The following is a 23,412-nucleotide window of genomic DNA, read 5'->3' on the forward strand; positions in this document are numbered from 1 at the left end:
CTCCTTTGGTCAGCCAAGGGACTTTCAGTTAAGCACCGCCCCGAGGTTGAACAAAGTGGCATATCTGCCTAACTGTCGGCGCTTTCGCCTTGCCCCGGACAGAGCACCCGCCGATAAAGCGCCGCCTGCAGATCCGCGAATTTCACCGGTTTGCTCAGGTAGTCGACCAAGGTGTCGCTCGGGCAATAGGCCCGGTCCGCACTCAGGGCAATCATGAACACGGGTAATTCGGCGCAACCCGGCAAGGCGCGGATCCGGCTGCAGATCGAGGCGCCATCCAGTGGCGGCAGCTGACAATCGAGCAGCACCGCATCAACGGTTTCACGCTGCAAGTGATCAAGCGCAGCGATGCCACTGTCGGCGGTGCGCACGCGGAACCCAAGCTTGAGCAACATGCCACGCATCACCAATTGATTGATGCTGTTGTCGTCGACCAGCAACACCGTGCAGTCCTGGGGCAAACGCAGGTGGGAGGTTTGCCGGATAATCGAAGGCGCAGATTCCATCGGCAGCTCGAATTCGACGTCCAGCTGGAAGCGACTGCCGCGTCCCGGTTCCGAGCGGTGGCTCAGGCGCCCGCCGAGCAATTCGACCAGTTGCCGACAAATGGCCAGGCCAACGCCCAAACCACCGTATTCACGGGTCATCGAGCCGTCGAGCTGGAAGAAGCGTTGATACAGCGTTGCCTCGTCCAAATCGGTAAAACCAATGCCGGTGTCGATCACCGCAAAGGACAGCGCCAGCCGATCGGGCGCCACAGGTTTGCCCGTCACCCGCAGCGCCAATCCGCCGATCCGGGTGAATTTGATCGCGTTATCCAGCAGGCATTCCAGGCATTGCGTCAGCTTGCCGCTGTCGCCGTGCAAGCGATCCGGCAGCCCCGGTGCAACCTCGACCTTGAAGTCCAGCGACTTGCTCGATGCATTGCCATCGAACTGCAGGCGCAAGGCCTCGACCACACCGCGCAAACTGAATGTGTCCGGGTAGACCTTGAGCTTGCCGGCCTGTAATTCGGTCAGTGTGAGGATGCCATTGACCATGCGCATCATGTCCCGCGCCGAACCGGCAGCCGTTTGCTGATATTGCTCCAGCTCAGGGTTCATCTCGACGGTCTGCATCAACTCCAGCGAACCGATAACACCGTTCATGGGTGTGCGCAGTTCGTGGGTCAGGGTGGCGAGGAATTCGTCCTTGAGCTTGTTACTGTGAGCCAGTTGCTGGTTCAGCACTTCGAGCTTCTGGCCGGCATCGAACAGCGTCTGAGCCTGTTGCTCGCGCATGGCGTTGATGCGATCGGCCAAGGCCAGGGACAGCAGCGCCACTTCGATCGCCGAGCCGATCTGACTGGCGTACATGGTCAGGAATACGTTGGGCAAATAACCCAGCACCATCAGGGTATTGACGATGCCCCCAAGCAGGAACGCCGACCAGGCAATGATGAAATACCGCGCGACCCGCAGGCCACGCCACCAGGCGAAAATCCCGGCGGCGAAAATCACCACAGTAAAGACCAATGCCAGCAATGTCGCCAGACGCAGGGCCAGGGCGTAACTGGTCATCAATGACAACCCGACCACCAGCGCGCTGAACGCAATCAACACCAGCAGCAAACGGTCGAGCCAGCGACTGTGGGTGGCCGTCTGCAAGAAGCTGCGGGCGAACTGGCTGCCGAACAATCCTGAACAGCCGATGAAGAACGGCGTCGCAGCGTTGGCCCACCACGGATTGTTTGGCCAGAAATACTCCACGGCCGCGCCATTCACCGACAGCTGATACAAGCCGAACGAGGCGATATAGACGATGTAATAGAGGTAGCTGGTGTCGCGCACGCTGAGATAGATGAACAGGTTGTAGACCAGCATCCCCAGCAACACACCGTAAATCAGCCCCAGCACATAGAGCCGGGTCGGCTGCTGTTCGAGGTAAGCGGTGCTCGACCACAAAGTGACGGGCGCCTGAACCGACCCTTCGCTTTGCAGACGCAGGTACACGGTTTGCGCCTGCCCAGGCGCGAAGTTCAGATCGAACAGATAGTTGTTCTGGCGGATCTCGCGAGTGGTAAACGGCAATGCATCGCCAGTCTGTCGGACCAATTGATAGTCACCGCCAGCATCGGGCAAGTAGAGATCGAGGTGATCGAGGGGCGGATAGGCCAACTCCAGCAACCAGGTCTGTTGTGCCGACGGGTTGGTCGGGCGGTACTGCAAGTCGATTTTCAGCCAGAACACCGAACGCGAATAACCGGCGTTGAGGGTGGCTTTATCGTGAGGGTTGAACTGCCCGGCCGCCGCTTGCGCACGGACATCGGCGATGGTCGCCTGACCGCCCGCGTCTTCATAAACCTGCATCGTTCGGCCCAGGGGAAGGCTCTGGGTGAACTCGTCGAATTCGACGGCGCTCGCCAGGAGGGGCAAGCACAACAGCAACATCAGCAAATAGCGCATTTAAGCCCCAGCGTGGCCTGTCCGGTTCTGTCAGGAAGCCCCCCATTCCTTTTGAGTAGACGTAAAACCGGTATTACCTGTTATTGGTTTGGATCCACTCTAGCATAGCCGTTGATGGCCATTGAACACCATTGAAATTTTTCCTGCAAAGGCTCTAGAACAAGCGTTCCAGCTCTATGCATTGAGTTAGAGCTGTTGGCTTGGTCAGGTTGTGACAATGCCTCAGCGCGTAGCGATTACTTGTGGCGAGGGGGCTTGCCCCTGTTGGGGTGCGAAGCGCCCCCTTTGCCTTCTGCCAGGAACACCGCATCGGCCGGTTTACGACCGCTTCGCAGCCGAACGAGGGCAAGCCCCCCCACCACAATGTATCGGCCGCGATGGCGGCCACAACACCCGAAAAAACATGTTTGGTGGTAAGCTCGCGCACCATGAATATCTACAGCTCTCGCCCCGTTGTCCTCTGTCTCTCCGGCCACGACCCAAGTGGTGGCGCCGGCTTGCAGGCAGATATCGAAGCCCTGCTCGCTCAGGGCTGTCATGCGGCTCCGGCCGTCACCGCCCTGACCGTGCAAGACACCGTCAACGTCACTGACTTCCGCGTTCTCGATCGCGAGTGGGTGCTGGCCCAAGCCAACGCCGTGCTCAACGACTCCGAAGTCGCCGCCGTCAAACTGGGCATGCTCGGTTCCCTGGAAATGGTCGACACCGTGGTCGAACTGCTTTCAGCGCACCCGCATTTGCCGGTGGTCTGCGACCCGGTGCTGCGCGCCGGTGGCGGTGGACGACTGGGCAAGGACGAGGTCGGCTACGCCATGCGCGAACGCCTGTTGCCGCTGTCGATCATTGCCACCCCCAACCTTCCCGAAGCCCGCATCCTCGCAGAACTGCCCGAAGGCACCGCGGACGAGTGCGCTGAAAAACTCCTGCCGTTCGTCAAACACCTGCTGATCACCGGCGGTCATGGCGACGAACACGAGATACACAATCGCCTGTACAGCCGCGACGGTCGCCGCGAAACCTTTACCTGCCAGCGCTTGCCCGGCAGCTATCACGGTTCCGGTTGCACGCTGGCCAGCGCCCTCGCCGGTCGCCTGGCCCAGGGTGAACACCTTGCCAGTGCCGTACAGAGCGCGCTTGACTACACTTGGCGCACCTTGCGTGATGCGGAGCAGCTGGGCAAAGGCCAGTTCGTGCCGCGCCGCTTGCCACTGGACTTCTGTTCGTAACTTTTTATTAGTATTGCGGTGAGGCTTGTCCGATGAAACTACGTGGCCTGTACGCCATTACCGACAGCCAGTTACTGGCCGGGAAATTTCTTTCGTACGTGGAGGCGGCGCTTGAAGGCGGCGTCACCCTGCTGCAATACCGCGACAAGAGCAGCGACGAAGCCCGCCGCCTGCGTGAGGCCGAAGCCCTGCGCGATCTGTGCGAACGCTACAAGACCCATCTGATCATCAACGACGACGCCGAACTGGCCGCACGCTTGAATGTCGGCGTGCACCTGGGCCAGACCGATGGCCCGCTGATGCCGGTTCGCGCACTGCTCGGTCGTCAGGCGATCATCGGTTCGACCTGCCACGCGCAACTCGAACTCGCCGAACAAGCCGCCAAAGAAGGCGCCAGCTACGTCGCCTTCGGCCGCTTCTTCAACTCCAACACCAAGCCCGGCGCACCGGCCTGCAGCCTCGATCTGCTCGATCAGGCTCGCGGCAAACTGCACCTGCCAATCTGCGCGATCGGCGGCATTACTCTGGACAACGCTACGCCACTGGTGGCCCACGGGGTCGACTTGCTGGCGGTGGTGCATGGTCTGTTTGGCGCCGAGAACACGGCTGAAGTAACGCGCCGCGCCCGCGCCTTTAATGAATTATTCAAATCCTGATTTTCTGAGAGCCCGATCATGTCTCGTTCCGAAACCCTGTTTGCCAATGCCCAGAAACACATTCCCGGAGGCGTGAACTCGCCTGTTCGTGCGTTCAAGAGTGTTGGCGGCACGCCGCTGTTCTTCAAACACGCCGAAGGCGCCTACGTCACCGACGAAGACGACAAGCGTTATGTGGATTACGTCGGTTCCTGGGGGCCGATGATTCTCGGCCACAGCCATCCGGACGTGCTGGACGCGGTGCGCAAACAGTTGGAACACGGCCTGTCCTACGGCGCCCCGACCGCGATGGAAACCGAAATGGCCGATCTGGTCTGCTCGATCGTGCCGTCGATGGAAATGGTGCGCATGGTCAGCTCCGGCACCGAAGCGACGATGAGCGCCATCCGCCTGGCCCGTGGCTTCACCGGCCGTGACAGCATCATCAAATTCGAAGGTTGCTACCACGGTCACTCCGACAGCCTGCTGGTCAAGGCCGGTTCCGGCGCCCTGACCCAAGGCGTGCCGAGTTCTGCCGGTGTACCGGCGGCGTTCGCCAAACACACCCTGACCCTGCCGTTCAACGACATCGACGCGGTAGAAACCATGCTCGCCGAAGTCGGCCAGGACGTGGCCTGCATCATCGTCGAGCCAGTGGCCGGCAACATGAACTGCGTACCGCCGGCACCGGGCTTCCTCGAAGGCCTGCGGACCCTGTGCGACAAGCACGGCGTGGTGCTGATTTTCGACGAAGTGATGACCGGTTTCCGTGTCGCCCTCGGTGGCGCCCAAGCCCATTACGGCGTCACGCCGGACCTGAGCACCTTCGGCAAGATCATCGGTGGCGGCATGCCGGTTGGCTGCTTCGGTGGCAAACGCAAGATCATGGAGCAAATCGCGCCACTGGGGCCGGTCTACCAGGCTGGCACGTTGTCGGGTAACCCCCTGGCGATGGCGGCGGGCCTGACCACTCTGCGCCTGATCAGTCGTCCTGGTTTCCACGCCGAGCTGAGCGACTACACCAGCCGTCTGCTCGATGGCCTGCAACAGCGCGCCGACGCCGCCGGCATTCCGTTCGTGACCACTCAGGCGGGTGGCATGTTCGGCCTGTACTTCAGCGGCGCCGACGACATCGTGACCTTTGAAGATGTGATGGCCAGCGATGCCGGCCTGTTCGGGCGTTTCTTCCACCTGATGCTCGAAGGCGGTGTGTACCTGGCGCCAAGCGCCTTTGAAGCCGGTTTCACCTCGATCGCCCACGGCGAAACCGAGTTGAAACTGACACTGGACGCCGCCGAGCGTGCATTCGCCGCACTGAAATAAAGCTGCGACGCTGACGTTGGCTATTGCCAGCGTCAGCTTTCACCTACATTCGCGTCCTTTTTCCTACTCATCTGCCAATAATCCCCCGCAAAGTGGGCGATATATTCCCCGTGCAGCAGAAAAACGAGTAAAGACTTTGTAAGGTTGGCCCTGCTTATTTCATAATGCGCGCTTATTGGATCCCTCGATGGGTCCACGCGCCCCTCAGAGGTAAGTCGATTCCCATGAACCGCACCGGCCGCACCCTTGCATTGGGCTGCCTGTTGCTCCTTCAGCCCCTGCTCGCGCTCGCACAAGCAGGCGGCAACTCGTTGTTGATCCCGGCGATGGGTCGCTGCACCCTCAATACTCAGCCGCAAGACCTGACGCAAGCGCTCGCCGCCTGTCAGAAAGCGTCGGATGAAGGGGATGCGCAAGCGCAATACGAGTTGGGTGAGTTCTACTACGACGGCAAAAACGCGCCCCGCGACCTCAATCAAGCCCTGAGTTACTTCGAAAAGGCCTCGCTGCAAGGCCACGCCCAGGCGCAATTCAAACTCGGCACCATGTTCTTCCACGGTGAAGGCGTACCGGCCAATAATGTTCAGGCGTATATCGTGCTGAAAATGGCCGCCGTCAACGGTGCCGAAGAGGCGCTGGACACCGCCGACGAAGTCGCCGAAAAAATGCCCCGCGAAGATCTGGAAGTCGCTACCCAGGTGCTGGGGCAAATTTTCCGTAAATACCTGATGGAATTGCAGAGCGCCGATGGGCGCACGCCGTTTTCGCCACTGCCCTGAATTCTGCATCGATCTTTCTGGCCCCTTCGCGAGCAAGCCCGCTCCCACATTAGATCTTCAGTGAACACAATATTTGTGAGCACCAGAGATTAAATGTGGGAGCGGGCTTGCTCGCGAATGGGGGCAACTCGGTCTTGAAGCTTACTTCTCAGGCATCGGCATCGGAAACGGCATGACATTGCCGACCGCACCGCGGGCTTCGCTGATTTTCGGGGTGCCGAGGCGCTCGACCTCGTCGATGCGCACGATCGAATGCATCGGCACAAAACTGCGCACAACGCCTTCGAACTGAGCCTTGAGCTTCTCTTCGCTCGGATCGACGACCACTTGCGTGCGCTCGCCAAAGACGAACTCTTCCACTTCCAGGAAGCCCCACAGATCACTTTGATAGATCTGCTTGGCATACATTTCGTACACCTGGCCCTGATTGAGGAAAATCACCTTGTAGATTGGAGCTTCACGTTTGGTCATGGTGGGCGGGTAACACATCGGGGATAAAAATGAGGGCGCGAACTATAGCATAGCCGTCGGACGCGCAACGGTAGGAACCTTGGTGCATGTTCCCTATAATGCGCGGTTCTTTGAATCACGTGATGACTCTGTCCATGGCCAAGAAGCTTTACATCGAAACCCACGGTTGCCAGATGAACGAGTACGACAGCTCGCGCATGGTCGATCTGCTGGGTGAACATCAGGCCCTGGAAGTCACCGCTCGTGCTGAAGATGCCGACGTGATCCTGCTCAACACGTGCTCGATCCGCGAACGCGCCCAGGACCGGGTGTATTCCCAGCTGGGCCGCTGGCGCGAATTGAAGCTGGCCAACCCTGACATGGTCATCGCTGTCGGCGGTTGCGTGGCCAGCCAGGAAGGCGCGGCCATCCGTGATCGCGCTCCGTACGTGGACGTGGTATTCGGCCCGCAGACCCTGCATCGCCTGCCGGAAATGATCGACGCCGCGCGCCTGACCAAGCTGCCGCAAGTCGACGTCTCGTTCCCGGAAATCGAAAAATTCGACCACTTGCCCGAGCCACGCATCGACGGGCCGAGCGCTTACGTGTCGGTCATGGAAGGCTGCAGCAAGTACTGCACCTTCTGCGTAGTGCCATATACGCGCGGTGAAGAAGTCAGCCGACCATTCGACGACGTGATTGCCGAGATCATTCACCTGGCCGAAAACGGCGTGCGCGAAGTGACCTTGCTGGGGCAGAACGTCAACGGTTATCGCGGGACTACCCACGATGGTCGGCTGGCCGATCTGGCGGAATTGATCCGCGTAGTGGCCGCTGTCGATGGCATCGATCGCATTCGCTACACCACCTCGCACCCGCTGGAATTCTCCGACAGCCTGATCCAGGCCCACGCCGACGTACCGGAACTGGTGAAACACCTGCATTTGCCGGTGCAATCCGGTTCCGACCGGATCCTCGCGGCGATGAAGCGCAACCACACCGCGCTGGAGTACAAATCCAAACTGCGCAAGTTGCGGGCCGCCGTGCCGGGGATCTGCATCAGCTCTGACTTTATCGTGGGCTTCCCGGGCGAGACCGAGAAAGACTTCGAACAGACCATGAAGCTGATCGAAGACGTCGGTTTCGACTTCTCCTACTCGTTCGTTTATAGCCAGCGCCCGGGTACTCCGGCCGCCGATCTGGCTGACGAAACGCCGGAAGAACTGAAAAAAGAACGCCTGAACGCCCTGCAACATCGCCTGAACCAGCAAGGTTTCGAGATCAGCCGACAAATGGTGGGCTCCATTCAGCGGATTCTGGTAACCGATTATTCGAAAAAAGACCCCGGTGAACTGCAAGGCCGGACCGAGAATAATCGTATCGTCAACTTCCGCTGCGACAATCCGACCCTGATCGGCCAGTTCGCCGACGTGCACATCGATGCCGCGCAACCGCACTCGCTGCGGGGCTCGCTGATCCAATAACACCTCGTCATCTGTGGGAGCCGGGCTTTTGTGGCGAGGGGGCTGCCCCCGTTGGATCGCGAAGCGATCCCGAATATTTCGCGACTGCTTCGCAGCCGAACGGGGGCAAGCCCCCTCGCCACAGATCAAGCGCCAACCGGCATCTTATTTAAGAGCTTTCGCACCCAGGCGACTGGCGCTATCCTTGATTCATCATAATTGCCCCTGGGCGGCTAAATACGACCTTGAACGCACCCATAGAACCACATCGTTTCATCCTCGAGCCTTTTGAAGCTCGCCGCTTCGCCAATCTGTGCGGGCAATTCGACGAGCATCTGCGCTTGATCGAACAGCGCCTCGCGATCGAGATCCGCAACCGCGGAAATCAGTTCGAACTGATCGGTGAACCCAAGCACACCACCTCCGCGGAAAACCTGCTGCGCCGCCTGTACCGGGAAACCAAAGGTACCGAGCTGTCGCCGGACATGGTTCACCTGTTCCTGCAGGAATCGGCCGTCGAGGAACTGGACAACCACTCCCCCGCCGAACCGTCCGTCGCCTTGCGCACCAAGAAAGGCATGATTCGCCCTCGCGGCTTGAATCAGCTGCGCTATGTGAAGGAAATCCTCGGTAACGATATCAACTTCGGCATCGGCCCGGCCGGTACCGGCAAGACCTATCTGGCCGTTGCCTGCGCGGTAGACGCGCTGGAGCGTGAGCAGATTCGCCGCATTCTGCTGGTCCGTCCGGCGGTTGAAGCGGGCGAAAAGCTCGGTTTCCTGCCCGGCGACCTGTCCCAGAAAATCGACCCGTACCTGCGCCCGCTCTATGACGCACTCTACGAAATGCTCGGTTTCGAATACGTCGCCAAGCTGATCGAGCGTCAAGTGATCGAAGTCGCGCCGCTGGCCTACATGCGCGGTCGTACGCTGAACAACAGTTTCATCATCCTCGACGAAAGCCAGAACACCACCGTCGAGCAGATGAAGATGTTCCTGACCCGGATCGGCTTCGGTTCCACCGCCGTCATCACTGGTGACATCACCCAGGTCGACCTGCCGAAAGGCACCAAGTCCGGGCTGCATCACGTGATCGAGGTGTTGAAAGACGTACCGGGTATCAGCTTCACGCACTTCATGCCCAAGGACGTGGTGCGCCATCCGCTGGTGCAGCGCATCGTCGAAGCCTACGAGCGCTTCGAAAATCGCACAGCCGACGAACCGGCGAAGTTCTCTCCCAAGGACACTCGCCCCGATGCTTGAGCTTGATCTGCAACTGGCTACCGAAGCGTCTGCCCCAAGCGAAGCCGAATTCCGTCAATGGTGCGAACTGGCCCTGCGCCAGCGTACTGCCGACTCCGAAATGACCATCCGTTTGGTCGACGAGGAGGAAGCCCGCGAACTGAACTTCACCTGGCGGCAGAAAGACTACGCCACCAACGTTTTGTCGTTCCCGGCCGATGTTCCCGATGAATTTCTCGACATTCCCTTGCTTGGCGATCTGGTGATCTGCGTAGCAGTGGTCGAGCGCGAAGCGGCGGAACAAGGCAAGGAATTAACGGCCCACTGGGCGCATCTGGTCATTCACGGCTGCTTGCATCTGCTTGGTTACGACCATATAGATGATGACGAAGCCGAAGAAATGGAAGCACTGGAACGAACGTTGCTTGCAGAGCTGGGTCATCCGGACCCTTATGCGGACGACGAAACAGACACATCCCCAATCGTAACAACAAAGGATTCAGAGTAATCGCTATGAGCGAAGATCGATCGAGCAACGGGCAGAAGTCATGGCTGGGTAAGCTCACCCAGGCTTTTGCCCACGAGCCGAAGAACCGCCAGGAGCTGCTGGAGCTGCTGCGCGATGCACATCAAAACAAGTTGCTGGACAGCGAAGCGCTGGCCATCGTCGAAGGCGCCATCCAGGTTGCAGACCTGCAAGTGCGGGACATCATGGTCCCGCGCTCGCAGATGATCAGCATCAAGGCGACCCAGACACCTCGCGAGTTCCTGCCGGCCGTGGTCGACTCGGCCCACTCCCGCTACCCGGTGATCGGCGAAAGCCACGATGACGTGATGGGCGTGTTGCTGGCCAAGGACTTGCTGCCGTTGATCCTCAAGGAAAACGGCGACAGCTTCAACATAAAGGATCTGCTGCGCCCGGCCACGTTCGTGCCCGAGTCCAAGCGTCTGAATGTGCTGCTGCGCGAGTTTCGCGCCAACCATAACCACATGGCCATCGTCATTGACGAATACGGTGGCGTGGCTGGCCTGGTGACCATCGAAGACGTGCTGGAACAGATCGTCGGCGACATTGAAGACGAGCACGACGTCGAAGAAGACAGCTACATCAAGCCGCTGCCCAGCGGTGACTTCCTGATCAAGGCCCTGACGCCGATCGATAACTTCAACGAGTTCTTCGACAGCGAATTCTCCGACGACGAATTCGACACCGTCGGCGGCCTGGTGATGAGCGCGTTCGGACACTTGCCAAAACGCAACGAAATCACTGAAATCGGCGCCTACCGCTTCCGCATCCTCAATGCCGATAGCCGTCGTATTCATTTGCTGCGTCTGTCGCCCATTGCCCGTTAAGGATTGACATGCTTCGCGTAACCCGCCCCGGCTGGCCCGGTAACCTGCTGGCCGTGGCAGCCGGTGCACTCACCACCCTGGCCCTGGCGCCGTTCGATATCTGGCCGCTGGCATTGCTGGCGGTCGGTTTCTTTTACGCCGGGCTGCGCGAACTGAGCCCCCGCCAGGCCTTGGGCCGTGGCTGGTGTTTCGGTTTCGGCCTGTTTGCCGCAGGCACCAGCTGGATCTACTACAGCATTCACAACTTCGGCGGCGCCTCGGTGCTGCTGGCCGGCTTCTTGATGCTGCTCTTCACCGCCGCAATTGCCTGGTTCTTTGCCCTGCCCGCCTGGATTTGGGCGCGCTGGCTGCGCCGTAACGAAGCGCCGCTGGCCGATGCCTTGGCATTTGCGGCGTTGTGGGTGGGTCAGGAAGCCTTTCGCGGCTGGTTCCTTACCGGTTTCCCATGGCTCTATTCCGGTTATAGCCAGCTCAATGGTCCACTGACCGGGCTCGCGCCGGTCGGCGGAATGTGGCTGATTTCCTTCACCCTGGCCCTGACGGCTGCACTGATCTACAACGCTGCACGATTGGTGCGCACTGGCCGTAAAGGCTTCATCGCTGTCGGCGTGCTACTGCTGGCTGGCCCATGGGTGGCCGGCATGGCGCTCAAGGAACATGCCTGGACCAGCCCGGCGGGCGCCCCCCTGAGCGTCGCGGCGATTCAGGGCAATATCGAACAAAGCATGAAGTGGGACCCCTCGCAGCTCAATGCGCAGTTGGCGCTGTACCGCGATATGAGTTTCAGCTCCAAACGCGTCGACCTGCTGATCTGGCCGGAGACGGCGGTCCCGGTGCTCAAGGAGTCCGCCGAGGGCTACCTGAACATGATGGGAAGCTTCGCCGCCGAGCGTAAATCGGCGCTGATTACCGGCGTACCGATTCGCCAGGAAGTCCATCATGAGAAGCGCTTTTTCAACGGCATTACCGTTGTTGGTGAAGGCGATGGCACTTATCTGAAGCAGAAACTGGTGCCGTTCGGCGAATACGTTCCATTGCAGGAAGTGTTGCGCGGCCTGATCGCTTTCTTCGACCTGCCGATGTCCGACTTTGCCCGTGGGCCGGCCGATCAGGCGCTGCTGCAAGCCAAGGGTTATCAGATTGCGCCGTTCATCTGCTACGAAGTGGTCTACCCGGAATTCGCCGCCGGCCTCGCCGCCCGCAGCGATTTGCTGCTGACCATCAGCAATGACACCTGGTTCGGGACCTCGATCGGCCCTCTGCAACATTTGCAGATGGCACAGATGCGCGCACTTGAAGCCGGCCGCTGGATGATCCGCGCCACCAACAACGGCGTGACCGGCCTGATCAACCCGTTTGGTCAGATCACTGCGCAGATCCCGCAGTTCGAACAAGGCATTCTGTATGGCGAAGTGGTGCCGATGCACAACCTGACGCCGTACCTGCAATGGCGTTCGTGGCCGTTGATCATCGTTTGCGTGTTGTTATTTGGTTGGGCGCTCGTGGCCAACCGGATGGCGAAAACCGTTTAAAAGCTTCGCGAGCAAGCCCGCTCCCACATTTGATCCTCTGTGAACACATAATGTGTGAACGACAGAGTTTAAATGTGGGAGCGGGCTTGCTCGCGAAGGCGGCGTCACAGGCACGATATCAATCAACCTCAACATCGCCTCGATAAAACAACGAATACCCGAGCTGCCCCACCGCCTCGTTCATCAACTGCCCGCTCTGCCAGATCGATTTGAATTCCGGCATCCAGCCGCCCAACGGCCGGGCATTGTCCACGCCTAAAAACCCCACTGGCGCGGGCACCACCTCAAATCCGGCCTGCCGAAAACTCCAGACCGCTCGCGGCATATGCCAGGCCTGGGTCACGACCACCACCCGCTTGATCCCCTCCGGCAACAACACCTGGGCGCTGAGTTGCGCGTTTTCCCAGGTCGTGCGGCTGCGCCCTTCCTGCCAGCGCACCGTCACACCAAAATCATCGAGCAATGAGTCCGCCATCAGCTTCGCTTCGGTAGGTGGCGTGCCGTAATGCAGGCCGCCACTGGTCAGAATCGGCAAGCCGGACGCCTTGGCCAGGCGCGCGGCATAGCGCTCGCGCCCCAGGCCTACGCCAGTCGGCTGGTCGACGCCCCAGGCCGGATCGCCACGCTCACGCCCTGAACCCAGCACCACGATCGCATCGGCGCGCTGGCCCAAAGTTGCCCATTCCTCGCGCGCCAGCGGCGGCTCTCGCTCCAGGGCCTTGGCACTCCACTCCACCACCACCGGCAGGCTCATCAACCAAAAGCCGCCCACGCCAAGGATGAAACACAACCCCGCCAGCCTCGGCCTTGAGCGGCGCCACCACCAGGCAAGCACCAGCAGTAGCAATAAAATGCCGGGCGGCAGTAGAAGTTGTTTAATGAAATAACGAAAAGGCATCGGGCATCTCCATAGATGCCCGAAGCCTAGGTGGGTTGACGCATTGCGACAACAAATGTGGAAGGACTTTGCTTCAAAAAACCATAGCCCATGGCTTCAAGTGCCCTTACTTGAATTGCAACGACCGGACCTTTACCGCGCCTTTGCCGGGTGCCTTATCCTTGAGCCAGATGATCTTGGCCGAACGTGGTGCCTCGAGTTGCTTCACTGCTGCTGACAAGCATCCGTGCGTTTCACGTTCACTACGATCCAGATAGGCCTTGACCAGTTCAAACTCTGCGGGGCTCAAGCCACGCAGTTCCAGCTCCAGGGGACGCTCATCACGCAGCCGTCCGGCTGTTTTGGCCGTATCCAGGGCCATCGCGAGACGGTCTATCAGTTTTTCGTACAGCTCCGGTTTTGTAACTTTTTGCTGTGACTCAACCATCCATCACCTCATTGAAGATAAGACTCACTCCCCTTTTAGAGCTTAGCCTCGCTGAAAAAACCGGCTGAGTGCCGCGACCAACGGCCCTCGGAGCGGGTATTGGCCGCCTCCTTGCGTGTAATCAGGGTTTCCCTCGGTAGAGTGCGGTCATGTATGCTACGGCGCTTCCTGTAACTCCACTTCCAGCTCGTCTGGGCACCGGAACGTCGATTTGGCGTTATCACCGTCCAGCGTTGCATTGAAGAGGATTAGGCCACCCCTATTCAGTTCAAAAGTAGCCATGCACGAACAATATCAGCCCCGTGAAATCGAAGCCGCCGCCCAGTCGTTCTGGGACGAGCAAAAGTCCTTTGAAGTCAGTGAACAGCCAGGCAAGGAGACGTTCTACTGCCTGTCGATGTTCCCTTACCCCAGCGGCAAGCTACACATGGGGCACGTGCGCAACTACACCATCGGCGACGTGATCTCCCGCTATCAGCGCATGCAAGGCAAGAACGTCCTGCAACCCATGGGTTGGGACGCCTTCGGCATGCCGGCAGAAAACGCCGCGATGAAGAACAACGTAGCGCCCGCCAAGTGGACGTACGAAAACATCGCCTACATGAAATCCCAGCTGCGCAGCCTGGGCCTGGCGGTGGACTGGTCGCGTGAAGTGACCACCTGCAAGCCGGATTACTACCGCTGGGAACAATGGCTGTTCACCCGCCTGTTCGAAAAAGGCGTGATCTACAAAAAAAGCGGCACCGTGAACTGGGACCCGGTCGACCAGACCGTTCTGGCCAACGAGCAAGTGATCGACGGTCGCGGCTGGCGTTCCGGCGCGCTGATCGAAAAGCGCGAAATCCCGATGTACTACTTCAAGATCACCGCCTACGCGGATGAGCTGCTGGAAAGCCTCGACGAACTGACGGGCTGGCCTGAGCAGGTCAAGACCATGCAGCGCAACTGGATCGGCAAATCCCGCGGCATGGAAGTGCAGTTCCCGTTCGACGTCGCCTCCATCGGCGAAACCGGCGCACTGAAAGTATTCACCACCCGTCCGGACACCCTGATGGGCGCAACCTACGTTGCGGTGGCCGCCGAACACCATTTGGCTGCCCTGGCCGCGCAGAACAACCCTGAGCTGCAAGCGTTCATCGCTGAATGCAAGGGCGGCAGCGTCGCCGAAGCCGACGTCGCCACGCAAGAGAAAAAAGGTCTGCCGACCTCGCTGTTCGTCGAGCATCCGCTGACCGGTGAGAAACTCCCGGTATGGGTCGCCAACTACGTGCTGATGCATTACGGCGATGGCGCGGTGATGGCTGTTCCGGCTCACGATGAACGTGATTTCGAGTTCGCCACCAAGTACAACCTGCCGATCAAATCCGTGGTGCGCACAAGTTCTGGTGACACCAACCCGGCCCCTTGGCAGGATGCGTACGGCGAGCACGGCACGCTGATCAACTCCGGCGAATTCGACGGCCTCGACTTCGCAGGCGCCTTCGACGCCATAGAAGTGGCGCTGATCAAGAAAAACCTCGGCGCCTCGCGCACCCAGTTCCGCCTGCGTGACTGGGGCATCAGCCGCCAGCGCTACTGGGGCTGCCCGATCCCGATCATCCACTGCGACACCTGCGGTGATGTGCCGGTCCCGGAAGATCAATTGCCTGTGGTATTGCCGGAAGACGTCGTACCGGACGGTGCCGGTTCGCCGCTGGCGCGCATGCCCGAATTCTACGAGTGCACCTGCCCGAAATGCGGCGCTGCGGCCAAGCGTGAAACCGACACCATGGACACCTTCGTCGAGTCCTCGTGGTACTACGCTCGCTACGCCTCGCCACACTATGAAGGTGGTCTGGTGGAAAAAGCGGCTGCCGACCATTGGTTGCCAGTGGATCAGTACATCGGCGGCATCGAACACGCCATTCTTCATCTGCTCTACGCGCGCTTCTTCCACAAGCTGATGCGCGACGAAGGCCTGGTGAGCTCCAACGAGCCGTTCAAGAACCTGCTGACTCAGGGCATGGTGATCGCCGAGACTTACTATCGTCGCGAAACCAATGGTGCTTACACATGGTTCAACCCGGCGGACGTCGAACTCGAACGCGACAGCAAGGCCAAGGTCATTAGCGCCAAGCTGATCGCTGACGGCCTGCCGGTGGAAATCGGTGGCACCGAGAAGATGGCCAAGTCGAAAAACAACGGCGTTGACCCACAGTCGATGATTGACCAGTTCGGCGCAGACACCTGCCGCCTGTTCATGATGTTCGCCTCGCCACCTGACATGAGCGCGGAATGGTCCGACTCCGGAGTAGAGGGTTCGCACCGCTTCCTCAAACGCGTCTGGCGTCTGGCTCAAGCGCACGTCACTCAGGGCCTTCCGGGCAAACTGGACGTCGCCAGCCTGAACGACGAGCAGAAAGCCATTCGCCGTTCGATCCACCAGGCCATCAAGCAGGCCAGCCACGACGTCGGCCAGAACCACAAATTCAACACCGCCATCGCCCAAGTGATGACGCTGATGAACGTGCTGGAAAAAGCCGAGCAAGGCATCGAACAGGATCGCGCACTGATTCACGAAGGTCTGGAAACCGTAGTCCTGCTGCTGGCACCGATCACCCCGCACATCAGCCACGAACTGTGGCATCGACTGGGCCATGCTGACCCGGTAATCGATGCCGATTGGCCGGTACTAGACGAAAACGCCCTGGTGCAGGACAGCCTGCAGCTTGTCATTCAAGTGAATGGCAAACTGCGCGGCCACCTCGAAATGCCGGCCAGTGCCAGCCGCGAAGAAGTCGAAGCTGCCGCACGGGCCAACGAAAACGTCCTGCGCTTCGTCGATGGCCTGACTATTCGCAAAGTGATCGTAGTGCCCGGGAAACTGGTCAATATCGTCGCCAGCTAAATTGGATCGGGCGCCAGGTCATGCCTGGCGCCGAGTAAAACCTTTCGGGCCGCTTGACCGGCCCACATGGTTTCAAGGGGAGCAACAAGATGATCAAACGCAATTTGCTGGTGATGGGCCTTGCAGTCCTGCTGAGCGCCTGCGGTTTCCAGCTGCGCGGCACCGGCACCACTGAACTGGCAATCAAGGAACTCGATCTGAGTGCCCGTAATGCCTACGGCGAAACCGTGACGCAACTGCGTCAGGTGCTGGAAAGCAGTGGCGTCAAGGTCTACAGCGGCGCGCCTTACAAGCTGTTTCTGGCCGATGAGCAGGAAAGCCAGCGCATCCTCAGTTACGCGGGCGCCGGTCGTACTGGCGAGTACCAGATGAGCACGGTGCTGAGCTACGACATCCGGGGTCAGGGCAACCTGCAACTGCTGAGCGACAAGCTCGAAGTACAGAAAGTCTTCATTCATGATGGCAACAACCTGGTGGGCTCCGACCAGGAAGCCAACGATGCCCGCAAGGAAATGCGTCGTGAGCTGATTCAACGCATGATGCTGCGCCTGCAACAGCTGACCCCGACGCAGTTGGAACAGCTGCAACAGACCGCTGACGCCAGGGCCAAGGCTGAAGCCGACGCACTGGAGGCGGCGCAGAAGGCTGAAGCGCAGACGCCGCGTCAGTCGCCTGTCGAACTGCCGCAGCAATAAGCCTTACGGGGCGCTCAGGCGCCCCGTTTGCCTCTTCTTATGAAACTCGCCCCCGCCCAACTCGGTAAACACCTGCAAGGCGCCCTCGCGCCGGTTTACGTCATCAGTGGCGATGACCCACTGCTGTGTCAGGAAGCCGCCGACGCCATTCGTGCGGCTGCCCGCCAGCAAGGTTTCGATGAACGCCAGGTCTTTGCCGCCGACGCCAGTTTCGACTGGGGTACGCTACTGCAGGCCGGCGCCAGCATGTCGCTGTTCGCCGAAAAGCGTCTTCTGGAACTGCGTCTGCCCTCCGGCAAACCCGGAGACAAAGGCGCCGCGGCATTCATTGAGTATTGCTCGCGCCCAGCCGAAGACACGGTGCTATTGATCAGCCTGCCCAAGCTTGACGGCAGCGCGCAGAAGACCAAGTGGGGCAAGGCACTGATCGAAGGTCCGCAAACCCAGTTCGTGCAGATCTGGCCCGTGGACACCAACCAGTTACCGAGCTGGATCCGTCAACGCCTGTCCCAGGCCGGGCTTTCCGCCACTCAGGACGCCGTCGAACTGATCGCCGCTCGAGTCGAAGGCAACCTGCTGGCCGCCGCCCAGGAAATCGAAAAGCTCAAGCTGATGGCCGAGGGTGGCCAGATCACCGTCGAAACCGTGCAGGCGGCGGTGGCCGACAGCGCGCGTTTCGATGTCTTCGGCCTGACCGATGCAATCCTTAATGGCGAAGCGGCTCACGCCCTGCGCATGCTCGAAGGATTGCGTGGCGAAGGTGTCGAACCGCCGGTGATTCTCTGGGCGCTGGCCCGGGAGCTGCGTCTGCTGGCCAACCTGTCGCTGCAATACAGCCAGGGCGTGCCGCTGGACAAAGCCTTCAGCCAGGCCCGACCGCCGATCTGGGACAAACGCAAACCGCTGATGAGCAAGGCGCTGCAACGCTACTCGGCGCAACGCTGGGCACAATTGCTGCTCGAAGCCCAGCGCATTGACGCGCAGATCAAAGGCCAGGCGGCGGGTTCACCGTGGATGAGCCTGAGTCGGTTGACGCTGTTGATGGCCGGACAGAGATTGTCGTTGCCTGCCGAGTAAGGCTGTTGTGGCGAGGGGGCTTGCCCCCTCGCCACAAAAACCAACCTCACTACAAAGAATGTCGAAAGGTCCTACACAATGTAGGGACTAGACAGAATCCCTACTTCGGCAGATTATTCCCCCCGCAAAACCCACTCACTTGCGAGAGATCATCATGAGCAAAAAGCCATCCAAAAATGGCCCAAACAAGGCCAAATCCATCATCGCCCAGCCACTGTTCCGCAGCCGTCAGGAACGAGCCGGCAAGGGCAAAGGCAGCTACCGCCGCGAAGCCTTCCAGTCTAATAGCTGGGAGGCTTCTTACTTTCTGGCGGCCTGAAAGGCAAGCCATCGCTCAACATGTTAAGGTCTGCACCTGATTCGTATCCTCTGGACCTGTGCATGCCCCTTTGTCTTTCCCGTCGTTGGCCTCTTCGCCAACTGATAGCTGCCTCCAGCCTCGTTCTGCTTGTCGCCTGCGCGGAAAAACCCACTGCCGCCGACGCCCAACCGCTTCAGACCCGGACCGTTGCGACGGCCCCTGCGGTCATTCCGCCGGTGGTTCCAACCGGTGAAAATCTCGATATCCAGCCTACCCAGACCTTTGCCGAATGGCAGGCGGGTTTCCGTAAAGACGCCCTCGCCGCCGGTGTTCGCGCCGACCTGTTCGATCGTGCTTTTGCCAATGTCAGCATGGACGACAGCGTGATCCGTGCCGATCGCAGCCAACCGGAATTTACTCGCCCGGTGTGGGAATACCTCGATGGCGCGCTGTCGCCGTTGCGGGTGCGCAAAGGTCAGGCACTGGTCAGCCAGTACGCCGACATCCTGCAAAGCATCGAGCAACGCTACGGCGTCGACCGTCAGGCATTGGTCGCGGTGTGGGGCATGGAAAGTAACTTCGGTCAGTTCCAGGGCACCAAGTCGGTGATCAATTCCCTGGCGACCCTGGCTTATGAAGGTCGACGTCCAGGCTTTGCCCATGCGCAATTGATCGCTGCCCTGCAAATCCTGCAACAGGGCGATATCGAACCTGAGAAAATGCTCGGCTCCTGGGCCGGCGCCATGGGCCAGACCCAGTTCATTCCGACCACCTACAATACCCACGCTGTGGACTTCGACGGCGATGGCCGCCGCGATATCTGGAACAGCTCCGCAGATGCATTGGCCTCGACCGCGCACTACCTGCAAAGCTCCGGCTGGCAGAAAGGCCAGCCCTGGGGCTTCGAAGCGCAATTGCCGAGCGGCTTCAATTACGCCCTGGCCGATGGCACGATTCGCAAGAGCGTTGCCGAGTGGCGGCAACTGGGGGTGACCCTGCCCAATGGCGGCCAGGTTCCAGCAGGTTCCGAACACCTGTCGGCCGCCCTGCTGCTGCCGGCAGGCTATCGCGGCCCGGCGTTCCTGGTCCTCGATAACTTCCGCGCGATTCTCAAGTACAACAACTCTTCGTCCTACGCCTTGGCCGTGAGCCTGCTGTCCGAGCGCTTCAATGGCGGCGGTTTGATCAGCGGTCTATGGCCGAAAGATGACTTGCCGCTGAGCCGTACCGAGCGAATCGAACTGCAAAACCTGCTGAGCGCCCAGAACTACGACGCAGGGACCGCCGACGGGATTATCGGCGCCAATACCCGCAAAGCGATCCGCAGCGCCCAGCAGTCGTTTGGCTGGCCGGCGGATGGTTATCCGACGCACAAGTTGCTGGAAGGGTTGCGTAGCCGATAGTAAGACGAATGGCTGATACCGCTTTCGCGAGCAAGCCCGCTCCCACATTCGACCGCATTTTCATGAAAGAACTCGGTCAACTGTGGGAGCGGGCTTGCTCGCGAAGACTGACTGTCAGGCGATGAATTCTTAAGCCTTGATCACCACATCCTGCTCCAACACCAACGTCTTGTTCCCCGCATCCAGCCTGACCAGCGCGCCCATCGGCAGCGTCAAATTCGGATCACAATGCCCGCTACGCCATCCGGACAGCACCGGTATCCGCAAAGGAGCAAAGGTCTGCTTGAGCAGCCTCTCCAGCGCAATTGCATCAACCCCTGCCACATCCCCAACCAGAACCCCGCGCAGCTTGTGCAGCGTGCCGGCCAGACGCAAATGAGTCAGCAGCCGGTCGATGCGATACAGCGGCTCGTTGATGTCCTCGATGAACAGGATGACGCCCTCGGCATCGATCTCGTAAGGCGTGCCCATGGTTGCGGCGATCATCGACAGATTGCCCCCCAGCAAACGCCCGTGAGCGATGCCGGGCTCGATTGTGGTCAACGGCCAGGCCACCGGGTGAGAAAGCACACTGCCCGCCTTCACCTGCCCGCGCAGCATGTTGAAAAACGAGAACTCGGTGGGTTGCTGCTTGTCACCCAGCAGGTCAGCGTTGAGCATCGGGCCATGGAAGGTCACGAACCCGGCATAACGACTGATGGCCGAGTGCAGTGCAGTGACGTCGCTGTAGCCGATAAACGGCTTGGCGTTGTTGCGCAGTAATTCGTAATCGATGCGATCGAGCAAACGCGGCGTACCGTAACCACCACGCAGACAGATGATGGCATCGACCTCGCTGTCGGCGAATGCGCCATGCAAGTCATTGAGCCGCACATCATCGCTGCCGGCCAGATAACCCTCTTGCTCATAAACGCCGGGAAACACGCGTAGCGAATAGCCGCGAGCGCGCATCCAGGCAATGGCTTTATCGGTGTCCAGCGCTGCGGGGCCGGCGGGCGCAATCACGCCGATCAGCCCTGCAGGTGGCAAGGCCGAAACGGGAGCATGAGGACAAAGGGTGTGGGTCGGTCGAGCAGTCATCCATGATTCTCCCTGTGAACGCTTAAGCACACAGTAGTCAGGAACGGGAATAAACAGAAGAGGGTCAATCGCACCACGGCTTGCAGGAAAAGACTGTAATCGCCGTGGGCACTGCTAAAAAAAGGCCCGCAAGGCCTGAGAAGCCTTGCGGGCCTTTTTTGCTCTCAAAACGGGATCAGGACGACATCAGCTCGGCCTTGACCAGTTTCGCCTGCTCGTCAGCGTGGTACGAGGAACGTACCAACGGGCCGGAAGCGACGTTCTTGAAGCCCATCTTGTAACCTTCCTCGGCAAACCAGGCGAAGGTATCCGGGTGCACGAAGCGCTGGACCGGCAAGTGGCTGCGGGACGGTTGCAGGTATTGGCCCAGGGTCAGCATGTCGATGTCGTGTTCGCGCATGCGCTTCATGACTTCGATGACTTCTTCGTCGGTCTCGCCCAGACCCAGCATCAGGCCGGACTTGGTCGGAATGTGCGGCATCATCTGCTTGAAGCGTTGCAGCAGGGTCAGCGACCACTGGTAATCCGAACCCGGACGCGCAGCCTTGTACAGGCGCGGCACGGTTTCCAGGTTGTGGTTGAACACATCCGGTGGCTCGGCGGCGGTGATTTCCAGTGCGACGTCCATGCGGCCACGGTAGTCCGGGACTAGGGTCTCGAGCTGCACGTTCGGCGACAGCTTGCGGATTTCGCGGATGCAGTCGGCAAAGTGCTGGGCACCGCCGTCACGCAGGTCGTCGCGGTCTACCGAGGTGATTACCACGTATTTGAGTTTCAGGTCGGCGATGGCGATGGCCAGGCTTTCCGGCTCGTTGACGTCCAGTGGCTTCGGACGACCATGGCCGACGTCGCAGAATGGGCAGCGACGGGTGCAGATGTCCCCCATGATCATGAAGGTTGCGGTGCCACCGGAGAAGCACTCGCCCAGGTTCGGGCAAGACGCCTCTTCGCACACGCTGTGCAGCTTGTGTTTACGCAGCAGGGCCTTGATGCGGTCGACCTCCGGGGAAACCGGGATGCGCACGCGAATCCAATCGGGTTTCTTCGGCAGTTCAGTGGTCGGGATGATCTTCACCGGGATGCGTGCAACCTTCTCGGCGCCGCGCAGCTTGACGCCGGCTTCAACCTTGGCACGCGGGGCCGGACGCTCGGTGACATCGAGCGTCGGGATCATGGTTTGCACTGCATCAGTAGTCATATCAGTCGATTCCGCCCGTTAGGGTCGTCTGCTCAGCATAGTCGAGGTGTTTGACGAGCTGCGCGCGCAGCCGGGCACTTACCTCGGCAAATTCAATCGATCCTGCGTGATCGCGCAGCTGGGTCATTGCCAGCCCGGCGTAGCCGCAGGGATTAATCCGTCGAAACGGTTCCAGGTTCATATCCACATTCAAGGCCAGGCCATGAAAGGAGCAACCGTGGCGGATCCGCAGACCCAGAGAAGCGATTTTCGCGCCATCGACATAGACACCCGGCGCATCCGGCTTGGCCACTGCGGTCACGCCGTAGCTGGCCAGCAGCTCGATCAGGCATCGCTCCATGCGGCTGACCAGGTCACGCACGCCGAACCCCAGCTTGCGCACGTCCAGCAACAGGTAGGCCACCAATTGGCCGGGACCGTGGTAAGTCACCTGACCACCGCGATCGACCTTCACCACCGGAATATCCCCCGGCAGCAACAGATGCTCAGCCTTGCCGGCCTGGCCCTGGGTGAATACCGGCGGATGTTCCACCAGCCAGATTTCGTCGGCGGCATCGCTGCCGCGTTCGTTGGTGAAGCGCTGCATGGCATGCCAGACCGGCTCGTAAGCCATCTGACCAAGTTCGCGAAAGCCCAGCGTGCCAGACATCACAGCACCATGTGCACGAAACCGGTAGCCCGCAACTCGCTGTTGATGTCGTACAGCTGTTCCTGGCCGGTGGCGATGATGTGCAACTGGATGGTCGTGTATTTGCCGTTGGTACTCTGCCGTTCGGCAAAGGTGTTGTGGTCAACGGTGGCGTGTTTCTCAAGGATCGCGATGATCTTGTCCTTGAAACCCACGCCGGTGTCGCCGATTACCTTGATCGGGTAATCCGCGCAGGGGAATTCGATTTTTGGCGCCTTTACTTCAGTGTCTGTCATGGCGTAACGGCCTCGTAAGCCGTGGCAACGGACATGGCCCCGCTCCGGATTGGAACGGGGCCATGCAGGTCCACAC

At 60.0% G+C, this 23,412-nt stretch carries 22 protein-coding genes; 14 read left to right on the forward strand and 8 right to left on the reverse strand.

What is annotated here, in order from left to right; translation table 11 throughout:
- Positions 1–68 precede the first annotated feature (68 nt).
- Positions 69–2,444 carry a hybrid sensor histidine kinase/response regulator gene (locus KVG95_RS23610; RefSeq protein WP_217858149.1) on the reverse strand — a complete coding sequence of 792 codons (2,376 nt, stop codon included), beginning with the start codon at positions 2,442–2,444 and terminating at the stop codon, positions 69–71.
- Between the two features lie 428 nt (positions 2,445–2,872).
- Between KVG95_RS23610 and KVG95_RS23615 the strand changes: the two genes are divergently transcribed.
- The 4 genes from KVG95_RS23615 to KVG95_RS23630 all read left to right on the forward strand — a co-directional run bounded on the left by KVG95_RS23615 (position 2,873) and on the right by KVG95_RS23630 (position 6,407).
- Positions 2,873–3,670 (forward strand): hydroxymethylpyrimidine/phosphomethylpyrimidine kinase, encoded by a 798-nt coding sequence (locus KVG95_RS23615; protein WP_019581334.1) that lies wholly within the window; start codon positions 2,873–2,875, stop codon positions 3,668–3,670.
- Between the two features lie 32 nt (positions 3,671–3,702).
- Positions 3,703–4,326 (forward strand): thiamine phosphate synthase, encoded by a 624-nt coding sequence (gene thiE, locus KVG95_RS23620; protein ID WP_217858150.1) that lies wholly within the window; start codon positions 3,703–3,705, stop codon positions 4,324–4,326.
- A gap of 18 nt (positions 4,327–4,344) precedes the next feature.
- The gene (gene hemL, locus KVG95_RS23625; protein WP_052967419.1) at positions 4,345–5,628 is read left to right on the forward strand and encodes a glutamate-1-semialdehyde 2,1-aminomutase; all 1,284 of its coding nucleotides are present in this window, start codon (positions 4,345–4,347) and stop codon (positions 5,626–5,628) included.
- A gap of 224 nt (positions 5,629–5,852) precedes the next feature.
- Positions 5,853–6,407 (forward strand): tetratricopeptide repeat protein, encoded by a 555-nt coding sequence (locus KVG95_RS23630; protein WP_008070087.1) that lies wholly within the window; start codon positions 5,853–5,855, stop codon positions 6,405–6,407.
- Between the two features lie 141 nt (positions 6,408–6,548).
- Here the strand turns inward: KVG95_RS23630 and KVG95_RS23635 are convergent, their stop codons facing one another.
- Positions 6,549–6,878 carry a DUF1820 family protein gene (locus KVG95_RS23635; protein WP_007894425.1) on the reverse strand — a complete coding sequence of 110 codons (330 nt, stop codon included), beginning with the start codon at positions 6,876–6,878 and terminating at the stop codon, positions 6,549–6,551.
- A gap of 134 nt (positions 6,879–7,012) precedes the next feature.
- Here KVG95_RS23635 and miaB point away from each other — a divergent pair, with 134 nt between their 5' ends.
- The 5 genes from miaB to lnt all read left to right on the forward strand — a co-directional run bounded on the left by miaB (position 7,013) and on the right by lnt (position 12,446).
- Positions 7,013–8,341 (forward strand): tRNA (N6-isopentenyl adenosine(37)-C2)-methylthiotransferase MiaB, encoded by a 1,329-nt coding sequence (gene miaB / locus KVG95_RS23640; protein ID WP_038983596.1) that lies wholly within the window; start codon positions 7,013–7,015, stop codon positions 8,339–8,341.
- Positions 8,342–8,565: 224 nt separating this feature from the next.
- Entirely contained in the window at positions 8,566–9,582 is a 1,017-nt protein-coding gene (locus tag KVG95_RS23645; protein WP_217858151.1) for a PhoH family protein, read from the forward strand.
- Positions 9,575–10,069 carry an rRNA maturation RNase YbeY gene (ybeY, locus tag KVG95_RS23650; protein WP_217858152.1) on the forward strand — a complete coding sequence of 165 codons (495 nt, stop codon included), beginning with the start codon at positions 9,575–9,577 and terminating at the stop codon, positions 10,067–10,069. The genes KVG95_RS23645 and ybeY overlap by 8 nt, the downstream gene beginning before the upstream one ends.
- A 5-nt stretch (positions 10,070–10,074) precedes the next feature.
- Positions 10,075–10,914 carry a CorC family transporter gene (locus KVG95_RS23655; protein ID WP_030129528.1) on the forward strand — a complete coding sequence of 280 codons (840 nt, stop codon included), beginning with the start codon at positions 10,075–10,077 and terminating at the stop codon, positions 10,912–10,914.
- Positions 10,915–10,922: 8 nt separating this feature from the next.
- Positions 10,923–12,446: an apolipoprotein N-acyltransferase gene (gene lnt / locus KVG95_RS23660; protein ID WP_217858154.1), complete on the forward strand. Its 1,524-nt coding sequence runs from the start codon at positions 10,923–10,925 to the stop codon at positions 12,444–12,446.
- Positions 12,447–12,564: 118 nt separating this feature from the next.
- Here the strand turns inward: lnt and KVG95_RS23665 are convergent, their stop codons facing one another.
- Together KVG95_RS23665 and KVG95_RS23670 are read right to left on the reverse strand one after the other, a co-directional pair.
- Entirely contained in the window at positions 12,565–13,344 is a 780-nt protein-coding gene (locus KVG95_RS23665) for a YdcF family protein (protein ID WP_217858155.1), read from the reverse strand.
- A 106-nt stretch (positions 13,345–13,450) separates the two neighbouring features.
- On the reverse strand, positions 13,451–13,771 hold the full coding sequence (locus tag KVG95_RS23670; RefSeq protein WP_052967118.1) for a hypothetical protein: 321 nt from the start codon (positions 13,769–13,771) through the stop codon (positions 13,451–13,453).
- 280 nt (positions 13,772–14,051) lie between these two features.
- On the opposite strand from KVG95_RS23670, the gene leuS reads away from it, so the two are divergent.
- The 5 genes from leuS to KVG95_RS23695 all read left to right on the forward strand — a co-directional run bounded on the left by leuS (position 14,052) and on the right by KVG95_RS23695 (position 20,134).
- Entirely contained in the window at positions 14,052–16,658 is a 2,607-nt protein-coding gene (gene leuS / locus KVG95_RS23675) for a leucine--tRNA ligase (protein ID WP_217858157.1), read from the forward strand.
- A gap of 89 nt (positions 16,659–16,747) precedes the next feature.
- Complete coding sequence (locus tag KVG95_RS23680; protein ID WP_217858163.1) at positions 16,748–17,353, forward strand: LPS-assembly lipoprotein LptE; 606 nt, start codon at positions 16,748–16,750, stop codon at positions 17,351–17,353.
- A gap of 39 nt (positions 17,354–17,392) precedes the next feature.
- Complete coding sequence (gene holA, locus KVG95_RS23685) at positions 17,393–18,430, forward strand: DNA polymerase III subunit delta (protein WP_052967115.1); 1,038 nt, start codon at positions 17,393–17,395, stop codon at positions 18,428–18,430.
- A gap of 154 nt (positions 18,431–18,584) precedes the next feature.
- Positions 18,585–18,749: an alternative ribosome rescue factor ArfA gene (gene arfA, locus KVG95_RS23690; RefSeq protein WP_094470475.1), complete on the forward strand. Its 165-nt coding sequence runs from the start codon at positions 18,585–18,587 to the stop codon at positions 18,747–18,749.
- Positions 18,750–18,811: 62 nt separating this feature from the next.
- Positions 18,812–20,134, forward strand: coding sequence for a lytic murein transglycosylase (locus KVG95_RS23695; protein ID WP_217858165.1), 1,323 nt, complete (start codon positions 18,812–18,814; stop codon positions 20,132–20,134).
- 129 nt (positions 20,135–20,263) lie between these two features.
- Here the strand turns inward: KVG95_RS23695 and KVG95_RS23700 are convergent, their stop codons facing one another.
- The 4 genes from KVG95_RS23700 to KVG95_RS23715 all read right to left on the reverse strand — a co-directional run bounded on the left by KVG95_RS23700 (position 20,264) and on the right by KVG95_RS23715 (position 23,336).
- Positions 20,264–21,214 (reverse strand): S66 peptidase family protein, encoded by a 951-nt coding sequence (locus tag KVG95_RS23700; RefSeq protein WP_217858166.1) that lies wholly within the window; start codon positions 21,212–21,214, stop codon positions 20,264–20,266.
- A 175-nt stretch (positions 21,215–21,389) separates the two neighbouring features.
- Positions 21,390–22,412 carry a lipoyl synthase gene (gene lipA, locus KVG95_RS23705; RefSeq protein ID WP_007946663.1) on the reverse strand — a complete coding sequence of 341 codons (1,023 nt, stop codon included), beginning with the start codon at positions 22,410–22,412 and terminating at the stop codon, positions 21,390–21,392.
- 1 nt (position 22,413) lies between these two features.
- On the reverse strand, positions 22,414–23,061 hold the full coding sequence (lipB, locus tag KVG95_RS23710) for a lipoyl(octanoyl) transferase LipB (RefSeq protein WP_123720529.1): 648 nt from the start codon (positions 23,059–23,061) through the stop codon (positions 22,414–22,416).
- On the reverse strand, positions 23,061–23,336 hold the full coding sequence (locus KVG95_RS23715; protein ID WP_008009062.1) for a DUF493 domain-containing protein: 276 nt from the start codon (positions 23,334–23,336) through the stop codon (positions 23,061–23,063). The genes lipB and KVG95_RS23715 overlap by 1 nt, the downstream gene beginning before the upstream one ends.
- Positions 23,337–23,412: the final 76 nt, after the last annotated feature.

This window comes from Pseudomonas farris (assembly GCF_019145235.1).
GTDB classification, from domain to species: Bacteria; Pseudomonadota; Gammaproteobacteria; order Pseudomonadales; family Pseudomonadaceae; genus Aquipseudomonas; species Aquipseudomonas farris.